This window comes from Providencia sp. PROV269, assembly GCF_028477785.1.
Classification (GTDB): domain Bacteria; phylum Pseudomonadota; class Gammaproteobacteria; order Enterobacterales; family Enterobacteriaceae; genus Providencia; species Providencia rettgeri.
On record NZ_JAMPLV010000001.1, the window covers coordinates 231,787 to 250,365 of the forward strand.

Here is an 18,579-nt window from a genome sequence, read left to right on the forward strand (position 1 = left end):
GTAAATTAGGGTGTTAATACAGAAAAGCCGTTATTAGAACGCTGCATTTCTTGGGGTACGTGGGAATGGAATTACTTCACGCACGTTACCGACACCAGTGACATAAGCCACTAAACGCTCAAAACCAAGGCCGAAACCTGAGTGAGGAACGGTGCCATAACGGCGCAGATCACGGTACCACCAGTAATCTTCTTTATTCATGCCCATTTCTTCAAGGCGGGCATCGAGCATATCAAGACGTTCTTCACGCTGTGATCCACCGATGATTTCGCCAATACCCGGTGCTAATACATCCATCGCAGCAACGGTTTTGCCATCTTCATTGAGGCGCATATAGAACGCTTTGATGTCTTTCGGGTAGTTTTTCACAACCACAGGGGCTTTAAAGTGTTGCTCAGCAAGGTAACGCTCATGCTCAGACGACATATCGACACCCCAATAAACTGGGTTTTCGAATTTTTGACCACAAGTTTCTAGGATTTTAATGGCATCCGTATAATCAACTTGTGCAAAGTCTGAGTTAACAAAGCTTTCTAAGCGGTTGATAACGTCTTTATCAACACGTTGTGCAAAGAATTCTAAGTCATCACGGCGTTCTTCAAGAGCGGCTTTGAAGGCGAATTTCAGCATTTTTTCTGCAAGGCCTGCGACATCGTCTAAAGAAGCAAAAGCAACTTCAGGTTCGACCATCCAGAATTCAGCTAAGTGACGGCTAGTATTTGAGTTTTCAGCACGGAAGGTTGGGCCGAAAGTGTAGACTTTGCTAATTGCTGTTGCGTAGGCTTCACCGTTCAGTTGGCCTGAAACAGTCAAGAAAGCTTCGCGGCCAAAGAAATCTTCGCTAAAGTCAACTTCACCTTTGTCATTACGTGGCAGGTTGTTGTAATCCAGCGTGGAAACACGGAACATTTCACCCGCGCCTTCGGTGTCTGACGCAGTGATCACTGGAGTTGAAACCCAGAAGTAGCCTTGTTCATCAAAGAAACGGTGGATAGCTTGCGCTAAAGTGTGGCGCACGCGCGCAACGGCACCAATTAAGTTAGTGCGCGGGCGCAAGTGGGCTGCTTCACGTAAGAACTCAACGCTGTGGCGTTTTGCTGCCATTGGGTAGGTGTCAGGGTCTTCAACCCAACCAACCACTTTAACGTTTGTGGCTTCAAGTTCAAATGATTGACCTTGGCCTGGGGATTCTTTTACGGTACCCGTAACTTCAACCGAACAACCCGTTGTGAGATGCAGGACTTCGTCATTATAATTAGGTAAATTATTATTAATGATAGCCTGTAACGGATTAAAGCAAGAACCGTCATAAACGGCGAGGAAAGAAAAACCAGCATTTGAATCTCTCCTTGTACGTACCCAGCCTTGAACGGTGACTTCTGTGCCTACCGCCACTCGGCCTTGCAGTACGTCGACTACAGGCGCTACTATCATATAATTCACTCTCTTCTATATAATGGTTAATCTTATGCATCTGCAACCCGTCATACTTCGAGCTGTAGGTGTGTTGGCTTCACAAACTGACCCTAGTCACATACTTATGTATGCTCCTAGGGCTCAATTTGCTAGCCGCCTTCCTACAACTCGAATTATTTAGGGTGTATTCCAACTTTCGTAATAGGAATATTCAACACCGAGTTCAAAGGCACAACAACATTGTTATTATGCGAATGGCGGATGAAGCAGATTAATAAGGCTTCTTCAATATTAAACCCATTTTTCAGGGGCCAAAGCTCTATGTTACTTGCCATTTGTTAGGAAACAAGTAAAAAATCGCGATAAAACATTTCTGTTGAAGCGAAGCATGGTTATTGAGCTTAAAAGCTATAGTAATAGTAAGTGAATAAAAGAAAAAGGGGGTTTTGAAGCTCTGGGCAAGAAAAGTGCAAATTCTTACTCAGAGCTAGGGAAAAGCGACTTAATTAGCTGGCTTTTTCCATTTTAGGTAGGTCAAACGCTTTTCTGAGTTGGTTGACGAACTCATCATCTTCACAAATGGTTTTGCCTGGGCTATCTGAGAGCTTAGCGACAGGCTTACCATTGCACTCGACGAGCTTAATCACAATATTCAACGGGGTTACATGTGGAATATTGCAGGTTAGACGAGTACCGATACCAAAAACAAGGTTAATCCGCTGATGAAAATAACGATATAACTCAAGTGCTTTTTGTAAGTCTAAGCTGTCAGAGAACACTAACGTTTTGCTCATCGGGTCAATACCCAATTTTTGGTAATGAGCGATGGCTTTTTCACCCCATTCGATTGGGTCCCCTGAGTCATGACGCAACCCTTGGTAGCGGTTTGCAAAGTTAGCATCAAAATCACGCAAAAAGGCATCCATGGTGATACAGTCAGTTAATGCCACACCTAGGTGATTAGGGTATTCATCAAGCCAGCTCTGCAATGCCTCACGTTGGCTATTTGCTAACTCAGGGCTGATTTGTTGATGGGCTTGGAACCATTCATGGGCTTGTGTGCCAACAGGGGATAAATCTAATTCGTGTGCAAGTTTGTAATTGCTCGTCCCAACAAGATAAGGAAACTCTTGTTTAAGCATTGAAACAATGGCGGATTGTACGTCGTAGGAGAAACGGCGGCGCGTGCCAAAGTCCATGAGCTTAAAGTTAGACAAATCAAGTTGGTGTTCATCGGCTTGTTGATAGAAAACATTTAGCAGCTTTTTGAGTTGCTGAACAGCATCATCAGGATGAATGTTTGGGTGCCTATCTTTTTGGATGATTTCACTGACCAATGCAAGGAGCGGTACCTCCCACATAATCACTTCACGCCAAGGCCCACTGATGCGGATCGCTAACTGACCTTCATTTGTGGTACTGACAACGACTTGTTCTGGGTTAAAGCGGAATGACTTTAACCACATAAGATAGTCTTCTTGGAAGAAAGGTAAGCGGCGGAGAAAATTCAGCTCATCATCAGAAAGTGACAATTTAGCCATTAACTGAATTTGTTGCCTAATTTCATCGGCGTAAGCACCTAAGATCTCACTGCTACGACAGCGGAACTCAGCGACAACCGGTACCTGGTGGTAACGGTGGAAAACGGCCTGCTGCATATGAAGCTTGTAAGCATCGGTATCAAGCAGTGATGTAATAATTGGTGTAGCGTCTAAATTCATGGCACGCAGACATCCTCGCGGAGCTTATCTTTACCACTAATGCTATTCATTTTTACTCTTGTTTTCCAAAAAGTCACAATGAGATAAAAGCAGCAATAGTCGTTAGCTAAATCGTTAAAGTTGCAAAAGTATACCCACTTTAGCAAAAGATAGAAGTGTTATTCTATCTCTTGTTTTCAAGGAGCACGGCAACCTAAATTCGCGTATTGCCTTTCTGTATTACTATGAAATCAAATAAATACGTTTTATGTATATTCTGCCCATAGAAACAGACAAAAGCATTAATCACGAAAAGATACTAACACGCCATAAAATATTTAATAGTGCTATAGCACCAACAAACAAACGAATTTTTAACAAAGTTAAGTAGGGTGAGACATACAAAGCTAACATAGCCATAAAAATAGATAACATTTTTTGATGAAAATGTTTCTCAAATCCATTCACATTATTGTGGCTTATAGTATTGTATAAGTATTAAAGCAGTACGATATTGAATATAACGAATTAAAAGGTTACTTATGACCCAGTTAAGACAAGCGAAATATCGTCAGGATTATCAAGCACCTGATTACACAATTACAGAAATTGACCTCGATTTTAATCTTGACCCAGTGAAGACAGTGGTTACCGCAGTAAGCAAGGTAAAACGCCTTAATCCGCAATCTTCAACGCTTGAACTCAATGGCGAAGATTTATCGTTAGTCAGCCTCGAAGTCGATGGCAAAGCATGGCAGGACTATAAAGAATCTGAAGGTAAATTGATTATTGAGTCATTACCTGAATCATTCACACTACGGATTGTGAATGAAATTAGTCCTGAAAAAAATACAGCGCTAGAAGGGCTATATGTTTCAGGTGAGGCGCTATGCACACAATGTGAAGCGGAAGGTTTTCGCCATATTACCTATTACCAAGACCGACCAGATGTGCTGGCTCGTTATACCACCACAATTACAGCAGATAAATCACGTTATCCTTATTTACTGTCAAATGGTAACCGTATCGCAGAAGGTGAGTTAGAAGATGGTCGCCATTGGGTTAAGTGGGAAGACCCATTCCCGAAACCAAGTTATTTATTTGCCTTAGTAGCAGGCGATTTTGACGTTTTAAAAGACAGCTTTGTGACTCGTAGTGGCCGTGAAGTTGCGTTAGAACTTTTTGTCGATAAAGGCAATTTAGACCGTGCTCCTTGGGCAATGCAGTCCCTGAAAAATGCCATGAAATGGGATGAAGAACGCTTTGGTTTAGAGTATGACCTTGATATCTATATGATTGTTGCCGTTGATTTCTTCAACATGGGAGCAATGGAAAATAAAGGGCTGAATGTCTTTAACTCTAAATATGTTTTAGCTAAAAGCGAAACCGCGACGGATAAAGATTATCTGAATATCGAATCTGTGATTGGCCATGAATATTTCCATAATTGGACAGGAAACCGCATTACTTGTCGTGACTGGTTTCAATTAAGCCTAAAAGAAGGGTTAACCGTTTTTCGCGATCAAGAATTTAGCTCTGATTTAGGCTCCCGCTCAGTTAACCGTATTAACAATGTCAAAGTGATGCGTTCAGCCCAGTTTGCTGAGGATGCAAGCCCAATGGCGCACCCGATCCGTCCTGACAAAGTCATTGAAATGAACAATTTCTATACCTTAACGGTGTATGAAAAAGGTTCTGAAGTTATTCGCATGATTCATACACTGCTCGGTGAGGAAATGTTCCAAGCGGGAATACAACTTTATGTTCATCGCCATGATGGCAGTGCGGCAACCTGTGACGATTTTGTGCAGGCGATGGAAGATGCATCAAATGTTGATTTATCACTATTTCGTCGTTGGTATAGCCAATCAGGGACACCAGTTTTAACTGTACGTGATGAATATTCACCAGAAAAACAGCAATATACCCTACATGTTAGCCAAATGACGCCACCTACAGCAGATCAAGCTGAAAAGAAACCATTGCATATCCCATTGGATATTGAGCTCTATGATGAGCAAGGTGGAATTATTACGCTAAAACGTGATGGCAGTGTTGTAAATTCAGTGCTAAACATTACGCAAGAAACTCAAACGTTTGTATTTGATGAGGTGACAAGACGTCCAGTTCCATCCTTATTACGTGAGTTTTCAGCCCCTGTAAAATTAGATTACAACTACACGGATGAGCAATTAGCTTTCTTGATGCAGCATGCAAGCAATGAATTTGCTCGTTGGGATGCCGCGCAGCAACTAATTAATAATTATGTAAAAATTAACGTGGCTCATTATCAAAACGGCGAGGCATTAGTTTTGCCTGAGTCGGTGGTTGATGCTTTCCGTGGGGTATTATTAAGTGATTCGATTGATCCTGCGTTAGTCGCATTGATATTAACATTACCTTCCGAAAATGAGCTTGCCGAATTATTTACGGTTATCGACCCTGTCGCAATCCATGAAGTGGTGAACTTTATCCATCATCAATTAGCGGTAGAAATGCATGATGAACTTCTCTCTGTTTATCGTTCCATTAATATTGATGGCTATCGTGTTGATCACCAAGATATTGCTAAACGCTCATTGCGTAACATTTGCCTGCAATACTTAGCCGCGGGTGACGATAGCGAGCTGGCGAACAAATTAGTGCTGGAACAATACCAATCAGCGGATAACATGACGGATTCGTTGGCTGCATTGACCGCAGCAAATGAATCACAGTTAGCTTGTAAAGAGCAGTTAATGGCAGACTTTGATGAGCGTTGGCACCATGACGGGTTAGTTATGGATAAGTGGTTTACATTACAAGGCGCAAATCCAGCGAAAGAAGCCCTTACCAATGTACGTGAATTATTGAATCACCGTTCATTTAGTATGAGCAATCCTAACCGTGTTCGCTCACTTGTTGGTGCCTTCACTGCAGGGAATCCAGTTAATTTCCATGCAGAAGATAGCAGTGGTTATCAATTCTTGTATGAAATTTTAGTCGATCTGAATACGCGTAATCCACAGGTAGCATCAAGACTGATTGAGCCGTTGATCCGTTTAAAACGTTATGATGCAAAGCGCCAAGCACAGATGCGCAAAGTGCTTGAACAGTTAAAAGCGCTTGATAACCTTTCTGGTGATCTATTTGAAAAAATAACCAAAGCGTTAGAAAGCTAATTTATATAGCTAGCCAATTATTGGTTTTAATAAGCCGCTAAAATTTAATTTAGCGGCTTATTATTATTTATGACAAAAGTGGAATATTAAATGAGAGATAACTCTCATAAAATGGTTGTTTTTCCCTCGAAAACCCAGACAAATGCATTTTTATTGATTTTTTCGTGGTAAAAGGGCAATAAGATAGGGTAATCTGTAGCGCGTTTTATCCGACGAAAAAATCGCATGTATGAATGAAAGCTCGGCAAATTGTATTTGGCGGGGTTTTAGCGTGCGATATGATGTCTACTCTATTGAAACGTACTAGTAAAAATAGGTTATTGGATATGCTATATCACCTTGCCCGCAAGGCACTATTCCAGTTCGACCCCGAAAAAGCGCATGAATTGACTTTTCGCCAGCTTCAACGTTTAAATCATTCCCCTTTCCAATGTCTTATTCGCCAATCAGTTGCCACTAAGCCCGTTCAATGTATGGGGCTTTCCTTCAAAAACCCACTAGGGCTTGCTGCGGGTTTAGATAAAGACGGTGAATGTATTGATGCATTTGGCGCAATGGGTTTTGGGTTTATAGAAATTGGTACAGTAACTCCTCGTCCCCAATCTGGTAATGATAAACCGCGGTTATTTCGACTTGTAGAAGCTGAAGGTTTAATTAACCGGATGGGCTTTAATAATAAAGGTGTCGATAACCTTGTCGAGAACGTCAAGAAATCGAATTACGGTGGGGTCATTGGAATCAATATAGGTAAAAATAAAGATACGCCTGTTGAACAAGGTAAAGATGATTATTTAATTTGCATGGATAAGGTCTATGCTCATGCAGGTTATATTGCTATTAATATCTCCTCACCAAATACGCCAGGGTTACGTACATTACAATATGGCGAAGCGCTGGATGATTTATTAAGTAGCATAAAAGCAAAACAACTGGAATTACAATTACAGTACCAAAAATATGTGCCTGTTGCTGTAAAGGTTGCGCCTGATTTATCTGAAGAGGAAATTATCCAAGTTTCAGATAGCCTAGTCAGACATAATATCGATGGCGTTATTGCAACGAATACCACGTTAGATCGTTCTTTGGTTCAAGGGATAAATCATTGCAATGAAGCAGGTGGATTAAGCGGTCGTCCTGTACAATTAAAAAGCACACAAGTTATTAAGATTATTTCGCGTGAATTAAATGGCAAACTGCCAATAATTGGAGTGGGTGGAATTGATTCCCTTACTGCAGCACGTGAAAAAATGGAAGCGGGTGCCTCTTTAATTCAAATTTATTCTGGTTTTATTTACCATGGGCCAAAATTAATTAAAGATATTGTTAATCATATCTAGTAATAAATTGTAAATTTACCTATCAAGGGGGTTTATTTATTCCCCCTTTTAAACTATATTGCTAATAGTGGCTATTTTTGTATCAAATTGAACTCAATTTTTAGTAGATTTGCTATTTAGATAACAATATTATCCGGGTATTTCTAACGTATCTTATTTAGTAGATCCAATTTTTAGCATATAAAAATAAGCCCTAGAGTAAATTTAGAAAGGATCACTATAGAGATCATTTCTGCTATATTTACCGGTAAATCGCTAAAGGGTCGTTTATGAATATTAAACCTGATGATCATTGGCGTTGGTATTTTGATCATGACCATAATAGGGTGATGTTAGATCTCGCCAACGGCATGATATTTCGTTCATGTTTTCCTGCTAAGATGCTAACGGTTTTTGCTCGTAATGAGATGCCATTTAGTATCGAAGATGCAGGTGAATATTATTTATTCGATGAGCAGGCTAAAAGATTAAATATTACTCAAGAAGAAAGAGCTGAATTAGTCTTAAATAGCTTAGTTGCTTTTCGTTTTTTAAAACCACAGATGCCAAAGAGTTGGTATTTTTCTTCATTTCACTATATTAATGAACCTAAGCAGGGGCAAATAATTCAAGTGTGTTTAGAAAATACAAACCAGTACTTCACATTTATTATTGCTGAAGCTGGCCCATCTGCGAGTTTATGTTTATTAGCAGAACCAATCTTAGAATTACCCGATCGAACTTTACGGTTTTGCGATCCAATTAAGATCATGAACGATCGCATGCTTGAATATTCATCTAAAGTTAAACGTCAATTATATGGTAATGCTATTTAAATGATCGGCAAAGATCTAGTGAAAAATAGTTAAATAAATAGGTTTCTTTGCTAATTTAATTAATCTAGTTTTGAGTGTTTAACACCATCTGAGAATTACTCCGCTGATGGTGTTAAAAAGCAAAACCAACATTTAGTTAAACGCTAATTTAACCGCTGTTTTTGGGATACAGCTGCAGGCGAGTATGTAACCGTTTTCTTTGATGGCACTTTGTTTTAATGGAGTGACTTCCCCAGAAATAAGCTTAATTTTACAGCGACCACAAATACCTGCTCGACACGAATAAGGGATAGTTAAACCATGGGATTCTAATTGTTCAAGGATCACATTTTGGTTATCACCTGTATATTCTGTTTCCTCAAAAACTAAACTGACATTATTGGCTTGAGTATTTAATTTATTAGCTGCTAGGTCATTTTCCCGCTCTTGAACTAAATATTGTTTTGCAGGTTTAGTTTCTAATACCGTCAGGGTATCACCAACACGAATAACACCTGTATTTTTGATAATCACATTTTGGCCAAAATCGACATCGCCGGTTTCATCTGAACGGAAGGTTTGTAGTGTTGCAAGTGGTTCACTGTGGGGGTGTTTAATCCCTTTTTCTGGGCTAACAGTCGTTAAAATGCATCGGCTACATGGCCTATCTAATGTAAAGACGACATCACCAATTTGAATAGTTTTCCATGTATCTTCTTCAAACGGCTTGGCGCCAGTAATAATTAAGTTGCCACGAAACTGTTCTAATTTAATACTGGCAGGGCATCGACGTTGCAGGTCTTGGACAGAAGCTTCGTTGATCAGTAAAAAGGGATAGCCGTCAGCAAAAGACATTGGCACATCTTGGTATTCTTTGACGCGGCGAGAAAGCTGAGGACTAAGCCAGCGTAGTTGTACAGGTTCGTCAAAAAAGCTAGTTAACCAACTATTTATCGCTTCAGGGGCAATAAGTGCGTGAAAATGATTGCCCCAAACTTCAGTAGGGCTCTGTTTCTCATCAAAGTCCTGATACAATACTGTTGCACTTTCGCCATTTGGTGCTCGCAAGTGAAGACCATTATTGAGCATTACCGGTGTAAAAAGTAACATTTGTGGATATTTTCTCGCCGTAATAAATTTACCTTCCAGCGTGGTTACCATAAAATTACGATCAAAAGTCAAACCGCTAATATCAGCGAAGGCGTGGGATAAACGAACTCCTCGCATAGATTTAACTGGGTGTGTATAAAGGCGCGAAAGCGTTATCATTTTTTAATCCTTATAATTGTGCGTAGCAACTTTATGACAACTGCATAAGATTAGCTATAATGCGCAACAATTTTTCATCCAAATTGGTAATAAATACTATGAATTCTCTGTTTGCCAGCACAGCTCGCGGCCTTGAAGAACTACTGAAAACGGAATTAGAATCGCTTGGCGCTAGCCAATGCAAAGTGGCCCAGGGGGGTGTCTATTTTCAGGCCGACGAACGTGTTATGTACCAAAGCCTACTGTGGAGTCGGCTGGCATCGCGTATTTTATTGCCACTGAATGATTTTGACGTCTACAGTGACTTAGATTTGTATCTTGGTGTGCAAGCTATCGACTGGAGTGAGATTTTCTCCGTCAATGATACCTTTGTTGTTCATTTTACAGGGACTAACGAAGAAATTCGCAACAGCCAATACGGTGCATTGAAAGTTAAAGATGCTATCGTAGACAGCTTCGTACGTAAGCTTGATCAGCGCCCTGATGTCGCTCGCCAGCAAGCAGATATTCGTATCAACGTCTACCTTAATAAAGAAAGAGCCAGTGTGGCACTCGATTTAAGTGGTGACTCGCTACATATACGTGGCTACCGTGATTTGGCAGGCCAAGCGCCCTTAAAAGAGACACTGGCAGCAGCAATTATTAACCGTTCTGGTTGGCAACAAGGAACACCATTGGTCGATCCGATGTGCGGTTCAGGAACACTGTTAATTGAAGCTGCAATGATGGCAACAGATAAAGCCCCGGGATTACACCGTACTCATTGGGGCTTTTATGCATGGTCGAAATTTAACGCGGAACTTTGGCGTGAATTAACCACAGAAGCGCAAGTTCGTTTCCGCCAAGGTTTGAAAGAGACGACATCACGTTTTTATGGTTTTGATATTGATAAGCGTGTACTTGAAATGGCTCGTGCGAACGCGCGTCGTGCAGGGTTACAAGACTTAATCACCTTTAAGCAAGGTGATGCCGCAGCATTGGAAAACCCAGTTAACACCGATACGATAGGAACAATTATCAGTAACCCGCCTTATGGTGAGCGTTTAGAAAGTGAGCCTGCTTTAATTGCGCTACATAGCCAATTAGGGCGTATCGTGAAGGCTCGCTTCCCTGGGTGGCGTTTATCGATTTTTAGTGCTTCTCCTGAGTTACTTAGCTGTTTGCAACTGCGTTCAGAGCGTGAATTTAAGGCCAAGAATGGTCCTTTAGATTGCGTTCAAAAGAATTATCAATTAGCGGCTACACCGTCAGAAACTATCGCGGAAATTTCACCTGATTTTGCAAATCGTTTACGTAAAAATATCAAAAAATTAAGTAAATGGGCAAAACAACAAGGTATTGATAGTTACCGTGTTTATGATGCGGATTTACCGGAATACAATGTTGCGGTTGATATTTATGGCGATAAAGTGGTGATTCAAGAATATGCACCACCAAAAACCGTTGATGAACGTAAAGCTCGTCAACGCTTATTTGATGTGATCACTGCAACAATGAATGTGCTAGAACTGACATCGAATCAGCTAGTGTTAAAAACACGCCAGCGCCAAAAAGGTAAGCAGCAATATGAGAAATTAGCCCAAAAAGACGATTTCTTTTTAGTACAAGAATACAATGCAAAAATGTTGGTGAATTTGACGGACTATCTAGATACGGGGTTATTCCTTGACCATCGTATTGCCCGTAAAATGTTAGGCCAAATGAGTAAAGATGCGGATTTCCTAAACTTGTTCTGTTATACCGGTACTGCCACTGTGCATGCAGGGCTTGGTGGCGCGAAAAGCACCACTTCCGTCGATATGTCACGTACTTATCTTGAGTGGGCTGAAAAAAACCTACAAGCGAATGGGCTAACAGGTCGTCAGCATCGTTTAATTCAAGCGGATTGCTTGAGTTGGCTGGCAAATAGCCGGGAGCAATTTGATTTGATCTTTATTGATCCGCCAACATTTTCAAATTCAAAACGCATGGATGGTACATTTGATGTACAACGGGATCATATCCAATTGATTACCCATCTAAAACGGTTATTGCGCCGTGGTGGAACCGTGATGTTTTCTAATAACAAACGCGGTTTCAAAATGGATCTTGAAGCAATTAAAGAATTAGGATTACAAGCACAAGAAATCACAGCTAAAACACTGTCAGAAGATTTTGCTCGTAACCGTCAAATACATAACTGCTGGTTAATTAGCCACGCAGAGTAAGGATAGAATCAATGGCTTTAATTAATTTGTCGGGTGCATACCTTTCGTTTAGTGATGCCCCATTACTGGATAATACCGAAATTCATATCGAAGATAACGAACGTGTGTGTTTGGTTGGTCGCAACGGTGCGGGTAAATCGACATTAATGCGAGTGTTAACGAAAGAGCAGCCGCTGGATGATGGCCAGTTAATTTACGAGCAAGACTTGATTGTTGCTCGCTTACAGCAAGATCCACCGCGTAATATTGAAGGCACTATTTTTGATTTTGTGGCTGAAGGCGTTGCAGAACAAGCTCAGTACCTCAAAGATTATCACCATGTTGCGAAAGAGGTCGAAACTGACCCGAGCGAGAAAAATTTAAATAAATTAGCTGAATTGCAAGAGGTGTTGGATAACCGTAATTTATGGTTATTAGACTCTCGTATCAGTGATGTCCTGAAAAAACTCGGTTTACCTGCGGATGCAGAACTGTCTTCATTATCAGGTGGTTGGTTACGTAAAGCGGCTTTGGGCCGTGCGTTAGTGAGTAACCCGAGAGTATTATTTTTAGATGAGCCAACCAACCACTTAGATATTGAAACAATTCTTTGGCTGGAAAATTTCTTAAAAGATTTCCAAGGTAGTATCGTATTTATTTCCCATGACCGTTCATTTATCCGCAATATGGCAACCCGTATTATTGATTTAGACCGTGGGCAATTGTCTTCTTGGCCGGGTAATTATGATGACTACTTGGTGAACAAAGAAGAAGCTTTGCGTGTAGAAGAGATGCAAAATGCAGAATTCGACCGTAAATTAGCCCAAGAAGAGACGTGGATCCGCCAAGGTATTAAAGCGCGTCGTACTCGTAATGAAGGGCGTGTTCGTGCACTGAAAGCGCTACGCGTAGAGCGTTCAGAGCGTCGTGAAGTGATGGGCACAGCGAAAATGCAAGTCGGTGAAGCAGCTCGTTCTGGCAAAATTGTATTTGAAATGGAAAATGTGAATTACCAGATTGATAATAAAGTACTGGTAAAAGATTTTTCAGCTCAAGTATTACGTGGTGATAAAATCGCTTTAGTTGGGCCAAATGGTTGTGGTAAAACAACATTGTTGCGCTTAATGCTAGGGGATTTACAAGCAGACAGCGGACGAGTGCATTGTGGTACTAAGTTGGAAGTTGCTTATTTCGACCAGCATCGTGCGGCATTAGACCCAGATAAAACCGTGATGGATAACTTGGCAGAAGGCAAACAAGAAGTCATGGTAAATGGTAAGCCACGCCATGTTCTAGGCTATTTGCAAGATTTTATGTTCCCACCAAAACGTGCGATGACACCTGTTCGAGCACTTTCAGGCGGTGAGCGTAACCGGTTACTGCTCGCGCGTTTATTCCTAAAACCAAGTAACTTATTGATCCTCGATGAACCGACTAACGACCTTGATGTCGAAACTTTAGAGTTACTTGAAGAATTAGTTGATGGTTACCAAGGAACGGTTTTACTGGTCAGCCATGACCGAGAATTTGTCGATAACAGCGTGACAGAGTGCTGGATCTTCGAAGGTAATGGGGTTATTAACCGTTTTGCTGGTGGGTATTACGATGCTCAACAGCAAAAAGCACAAACCGTGAGTTTGAAAGCAGAACAAACGGGTAAAGTGGCTAGCCAAGATAAGCAGACGAAATCGAAAGAAACGGTAAAACGTTCAAATAAGCTCAGTTACAATTTATTACGTGAATTGGAACAATTACCAGCAAAATTGGAACAACTTGAAAGTGAAATTGAAGCGCTGCAAGCTCAAGTTGGTGATGCTGATTTTTTCAACCAACCACATGATGTAACAGAAAAAACGCTGAGTCAGTTAGCGGCAAAAGAAGCTGAGTTAGAGCAAGCGTTTGACCGTTGGCAAGAGCTTGAATTGCTGAAAAACGGCTAATTACGTTTTAATTAAAGGAGCAAATACACTTTGTGCAACCATGAGTCTCATGAACATGTGCTTTGTCCTCAGTGTGACATGTTGGTTGCAGTCCCTGAATTGGAGCAAGGGAGCAAGGCAACGTGTCCACGCTGCGAGACCACATTGGTCTCAAAGTGGCGATATCCGTATAAGCAGCCAGCAGCATATGCCTTCAGTGCATTAATTATGTTGTTTGTTGCCTGCTTATTCCCCTTTGTTAAGATGGGGGCCGCAGGGATTGAAAATGAAATCTCGTTATTTCAAATAATTGAAATTATAGCAACCACACGTTATAGCGGTCTGGCACTCTTTTTTCTATTTTTTTCATTGATTATTCCTGCATTTTGCATGATCACAATTATTCTTTTAGGGTTGCAAGTTCATATTCCTAAAAGTATCAAAGTGGTGATAACCCGCATTTTGTTCCAAATGAAAGCGTGGTGCATGGCTGAGATTTTTTTAGCGGGAGTCTTAGTCAGCTTTGTTAAATTGATAGCTTACGGTGATATTGGCATTGGGTTAAGCTTTTTACCTTATTGTGCGTATTGCATGCTACAAGTAAGGGCTTTTCAATGCTTAGATCGCCATTGGCTGTGGAACCGAATTGAAGCGGCTCCGAAGCTAGATAGGCGGTTAATCGTGGGCCAGACAGGTATTAAACAAGACGTACGTTTATGCCTAGTGTGTACGGCGATTTTACCTGCCGAACAATCAAAATGTCCACGTTGTCACTCCCATGGCAGTGTACGTAAAAACCAAAGTTTACAATGGACTTTGGCGCTTTTAGTCACATCAATTATGTTGTATATCCCTGCTAATGTGTTGCCAATGATGACTACTAATACGTTGGGAACGGCATTAAATTCAACCATTATTGATGGTGTGATTTTGTTGTGGGAAGACGGGTCATATCCTGTTGCCATGGTGATTTTTGTGGCCAGTATCATGGTACCTACATTGAAAATGATAGGAATTGCGTGGCTTTGCCTAGATTCTAAAGGGTACGGTAATCGCGACCCGCATCGTATGCACTTTATTTATGAGCTGGTGGAATATGTCGGCCGTTGGTCAATGATAGATGTGTTTGTTATCACTATTTTAGCCTCTTTGGTTCAAATGGGGCAATTGATGAATATTGTCCCTGCGATGGGGATTATTTTCTTTGGTGTGGTTGTTATTCTCACAATGTTTGCAGCGATGACCTTTGACCCTAGATTAACATGGGACCGCTGTGAAAGAAAAAATGCAGTAAATACTGTTGAACAAGAAGGAGTCATCGGGTGACTGATAAAGAAACACCACAGGCCAATGCCAAAATTAGCAAGCTAAAAAGTTGGTCGCCTGTATGGGTGATCCCAATAGTGACGCTCTTGCTTGGTGCTTGGGTCTTATTTTACCACTTTAGCAACCAAGGCCCAGAAGTGACATTAATCACTTACAATGCTGAAGGAATAGAAGCGGGTAAAACGAAAATTAAAAGTCGCAGCGTTGATATTGGCGTTGTGGAAAGCGTGACACTCGATGATAATTTTAGTCGAGTGATCATTAAAGCGCGCTTGAACAATGAAATGAAAGAGTTGCTACGTACCGATTCCGCGTTTTGGATTGTAAAACCGACAATCGGTCGTGATGGTGTCACTGGGCTGGGCACATTACTTTCAGGTGCTTATATTGAGCTTCAACCGGGGTTAGCGGCAAAAGAGCATTTCGAGTTCACTCTGTTGGATACCCCTCCTCTTGCATCACCAGATGCTAAGGGCATTCGTGTGGTACTGGTGAGTGATAAAGCAGGGCAATTAAACCCAGGTGACCCTGTATTATTCCGTGGTTACCGAGTCGGTTCTGTTGAAACTAGCAACTTTGATATGGATAAGCGTGATATGCGCTACCAATTATTTATCAATGCGCCGTATGATAAATTAATTAGTTCAAATGTACGTTTCTGGAAAGACAGTGGTATTGCTTTTGATATGTCATCCCAAGGTGTTCACGTTGAAATGGGCTCAATTGCTACACTGCTTACTGGTGGTGTGAGTTTTGATGTTCCAACGGGATGGGTTCCAGGTGCAAATGTGAAGGAAAATACGGAATTTCAACTGTTTGACAACCAAAGCAGTATTCAAAACTCTTTGTATACACAGTATCAAGATTTTGTCTTATTTTTCTCCGACTCAGTGCGAGGCTTGCAACCAGGCGCGCCGGTCGAGTTCCGGGGTATTCGTTTAGGTACTGTTGCACAAGTGCCTTTTTATACGGAAGGTTTAGACCAATCTCTGGATAATGACTTTAGAATTCCTGTTTTGATTCATATTGAGCCAGAACGTTTCTCTAAAGATGTTGGCAAGAATTTTAATTTAAAAAATGAATTAAATTTAGCATTGAAAGATGGCTTGAGAGCATCATTAAAATCAGGAAATTTACTAACTGGCGCATTATTTGTTGACTTGGATTTTGTGCAAAATGCAGAGCCTTATAAAGGCCCAATGGTGGTTGCTGGCTATAAAATTATCCCAACAACCAGTGCAGGGTTAGCGCAAATTCAACAAAAAGTCATTGCAGTGTTAGATAAAATTAACAATATGCCAATTGAACCGATGCTTAATCAAACCACACAAACATTGGCAGAAGGGCAAAAAGTTGTTAAAGAAGCTAATGCTATGTTAGCACAGCTTAACAAAGTGATGGCGAGTAAAGAGTTCCAGAATTTACCTCATGACTTGCAAAAAACACTGCAAGAAATGAACCGAGCAATGCAAGGTTTCCAACCTGGTTCACCAGCTTATAATAAAATGGTGGATAACATGCAGCGTTTAGACCAAGTATTGAGAGAAGTTCAGCCACTTTTACGTACCTTGAATAATAAGAGTAATGCACTAGTTTTTGAAGCTGAACCCACGAAGGATGTTGAGCCTAAAGGAGTGAAAAAATAATGAGATATTTATTATCGATATTTGTTTTGTTATTGGCGGCTTGTAGTAGTACCCCAGAGAAAAAGTACTACCAATTGCCAATGAAAACTCCTCAGATACAATCTGCCGAGGTGATGGATAAAGGCCAAGTATGGTTGCAGCGTATTATGTTATCGGATGTACTGACGTCAAATGGTATTACCTACCAAACGACAGATGTCAGTTATACCAATGCAAGTACCCACTTATGGGCTAGCCCATTAGAGCAACAACTTGGGCAGTCGATGGTGAGTGAATTATCTGCAGCATTACCTGAAAAATTGGTATCGTTGCAGCCATTACAGAACTCACCGGATACACTTGATATCACTTTAACGGCCTTTAATGGGCGGTATGACGGGAAAGTATTAGTGCAAGGTTTCTGGACTTACTCTCATGATAACAACGTGATCCGCCGTAATTTTGATGTACAGTTAGATCAAAATGAAGATGGCTATCCAGAGTTAGTCCGTACGTTATCGATGGGGTGGCAGCAAGTGGCTGAGAGCATTGCGAAAGAAATAGATAAATACTAGTTATTGGCAACTATTTAAGTAAATTATATTAAATGCACCTTGAATATATGTAGTTTTATATATTTCAGGTGCATTATTATTTTTATCAAATATAGATATTCTTTTAATTTATATATTAGTGAACAATAACTTCTTTTATTCGCTAATATTATGATAAATAAAAGAATGTTTTTATTTTTAATTTAAATCAATGAGTTATGCTAATTGTCACATACAAGTCACACTTATGCTATTTATGACAAATATATGAAAATCTTTACTTGATTTTTTTATCAACGGGCGCTATTTCTATAGAGTACCTATTAAAAAATAGTAGGTGCTGTTTTCTTTTCCATTTAAATGATGAGGGAAGTAAGGCATGAAAAGACAGAAGCGAGACCGTTTAGAAAGAGCTTTATCAAGAGGTTATCAAGCAGGTTTAGCGGGGCGTTCTAAAGAGATGTGCCCATATCAAGCAGTAGATGCTCGGTCGCATTGGCTAGGTGGTTGGCGAAAGGCGATGGAGGACCGAACCGTAGCGGTAGTATAATCCCCATATTCTTTGATCCTTTAGGTTAAATAGCCTGTACTGATTTTCTTGCGTATTTTTGGGTTTTCAAGTTAAAGAGATCAATCAATTTAAGAACCTCCGCCATTGCGGAGGTTTGCATTTCAAAGCTTAGAATGCGCTCGTGTCTTTAAAAAGACCCACTTTTAAGTCTGTTGCAGTATAAATTAATTTACCATCAACTAATACTTCACCGTCTGCTAAACCCATAATCAGTTTACGGTTGATCACGCGTTTAAAGCTGATGCGATAAGTGACTTTTTTCGCGGTAGGGAGAACTTGGCCAGTAAATTTAACTTCGCCAACGCCTAACGCACGCCCTTTACCTTCACCACCGAGCCAGCCAAGGTAGAAGCCAACTAACTGCCACATTGCATCAAGGCCTAAACAGCCTGGCATGACAGGGTCGTTTGTAAAGTGGCAGCCAAAGAACCAAAGGTCCGGATTAATATCCAGTTCAGCTTCCACATAACCTTTGTTAAATGTACCACCATCTTCAGTCATACTGACGATACGATCCATCATCAACATGTTTCCTGATGGCAATGGAGGACCATTTTCTCCAAATAACTCGCCTTTACCAGAAGCAATTAAATCATCTTTTGTGTAGGATCCGCGTTTCTCAACCATGTTCTTAAGATAGCCTTTATTATGTGTAGGGCTACAGGATAGCGTACACTTGTACGCTGAACAACTCCGATCTGCTATTTTTTACGCAATCTTT

At 40.7% G+C, this 18,579-nt stretch carries 13 protein-coding genes; 9 read left to right on the forward strand and 4 right to left on the reverse strand.

Annotated features, from left to right (window positions below):
• Positions 1 to 33 precede the first annotated feature (33 nt).
• Together asnS and pncB are read right to left on the reverse strand one after the other, a co-directional pair.
• Positions 34 to 1,434 (reverse strand): asparagine--tRNA ligase, encoded by a 1,401-nt coding sequence (gene asnS, locus PR683_RS00960; protein WP_115167629.1) that lies wholly within the window; start codon positions 1,432 to 1,434, stop codon positions 34 to 36.
• Positions 1,435 to 1,922: 488 nt separating this feature from the next.
• Positions 1,923 to 3,137, reverse strand: coding sequence for a nicotinate phosphoribosyltransferase (gene pncB, locus PR683_RS00965; RefSeq protein ID WP_004909615.1), 1,215 nt, complete (start codon positions 3,135 to 3,137; stop codon positions 1,923 to 1,925).
• A 521-nt stretch (positions 3,138 to 3,658) separates the two neighbouring features.
• Here pncB and pepN point away from each other — a divergent pair.
• The 3 genes from pepN to PR683_RS00980 all read left to right on the forward strand — a co-directional run bounded on the left by pepN (position 3,659) and on the right by PR683_RS00980 (position 8,429).
• Positions 3,659 to 6,277, forward strand: a complete 2,619-nt coding sequence (pepN, locus tag PR683_RS00970; RefSeq protein WP_110731831.1) for an aminopeptidase N — start codon at positions 3,659 to 3,661, stop codon at positions 6,275 to 6,277.
• A gap of 326 nt (positions 6,278 to 6,603) precedes the next feature.
• Entirely contained in the window at positions 6,604 to 7,614 is a 1,011-nt protein-coding gene (pyrD, locus tag PR683_RS00975) for a quinone-dependent dihydroorotate dehydrogenase (protein WP_109911326.1), read from the forward strand.
• Between the two features lie 269 nt (positions 7,615 to 7,883).
• Positions 7,884 to 8,429 (forward strand): cell division protein ZapC, encoded by a 546-nt coding sequence (locus PR683_RS00980; protein WP_004909622.1) that lies wholly within the window; start codon positions 7,884 to 7,886, stop codon positions 8,427 to 8,429.
• A gap of 132 nt (positions 8,430 to 8,561) precedes the next feature.
• Here PR683_RS00980 and PR683_RS00985 read toward each other — a convergent pair whose 3' ends face one another.
• Positions 8,562 to 9,677: a YcbX family protein gene (locus tag PR683_RS00985; protein ID WP_164528972.1), complete on the reverse strand. Its 1,116-nt coding sequence runs from the start codon at positions 9,675 to 9,677 to the stop codon at positions 8,562 to 8,564.
• A gap of 98 nt (positions 9,678 to 9,775) precedes the next feature.
• Between PR683_RS00985 and rlmKL the strand changes: the two genes are divergently transcribed.
• From rlmKL to rmf, 6 genes are all read left to right on the forward strand, one after another.
• Positions 9,776 to 11,884, forward strand: a complete 2,109-nt coding sequence (gene rlmKL, locus PR683_RS00990; protein WP_109911057.1) for a bifunctional 23S rRNA (guanine(2069)-N(7))-methyltransferase RlmK/23S rRNA (guanine(2445)-N(2))-methyltransferase RlmL — start codon at positions 9,776 to 9,778, stop codon at positions 11,882 to 11,884.
• A gap of 11 nt (positions 11,885 to 11,895) precedes the next feature.
• A complete protein-coding gene (locus PR683_RS00995; protein WP_109911058.1) occupies positions 11,896 to 13,803 on the forward strand; it encodes an ABC transporter ATP-binding protein in 1,908 nt (635 codons plus the stop codon).
• 30 nt (positions 13,804 to 13,833) lie between these two features.
• Entirely contained in the window at positions 13,834 to 15,108 is a 1,275-nt protein-coding gene (pqiA, locus tag PR683_RS01000; protein ID WP_004909631.1) for a membrane integrity-associated transporter subunit PqiA, read from the forward strand.
• Positions 15,105 to 16,754 (forward strand): intermembrane transport protein PqiB, encoded by a 1,650-nt coding sequence (gene pqiB / locus PR683_RS01005; RefSeq protein ID WP_004909634.1) that lies wholly within the window; start codon positions 15,105 to 15,107, stop codon positions 16,752 to 16,754. Before pqiA ends, pqiB begins: the two co-directional genes overlap by 4 nt.
• Positions 16,754 to 17,308, forward strand: coding sequence for a membrane integrity-associated transporter subunit PqiC (gene pqiC, locus PR683_RS01010; RefSeq protein ID WP_109911061.1), 555 nt, complete (start codon positions 16,754 to 16,756; stop codon positions 17,306 to 17,308). The genes pqiB and pqiC overlap by 1 nt, the downstream gene beginning before the upstream one ends.
• A gap of 358 nt (positions 17,309 to 17,666) precedes the next feature.
• Positions 17,667 to 17,837, forward strand: a complete 171-nt coding sequence (gene rmf / locus PR683_RS01015) for a ribosome modulation factor (protein WP_109911062.1) — start codon at positions 17,667 to 17,669, stop codon at positions 17,835 to 17,837.
• Positions 17,838 to 17,966: 129 nt separating this feature from the next.
• On the opposite strand, the gene fabA is transcribed toward rmf, so the two are convergent.
• Positions 17,967 to 18,485: a bifunctional 3-hydroxydecanoyl-ACP dehydratase/trans-2-decenoyl-ACP isomerase gene (gene fabA, locus PR683_RS01020; RefSeq protein ID WP_004909641.1), complete on the reverse strand. Its 519-nt coding sequence runs from the start codon at positions 18,483 to 18,485 to the stop codon at positions 17,967 to 17,969.
• Positions 18,486 to 18,579: the final 94 nt, after the last annotated feature.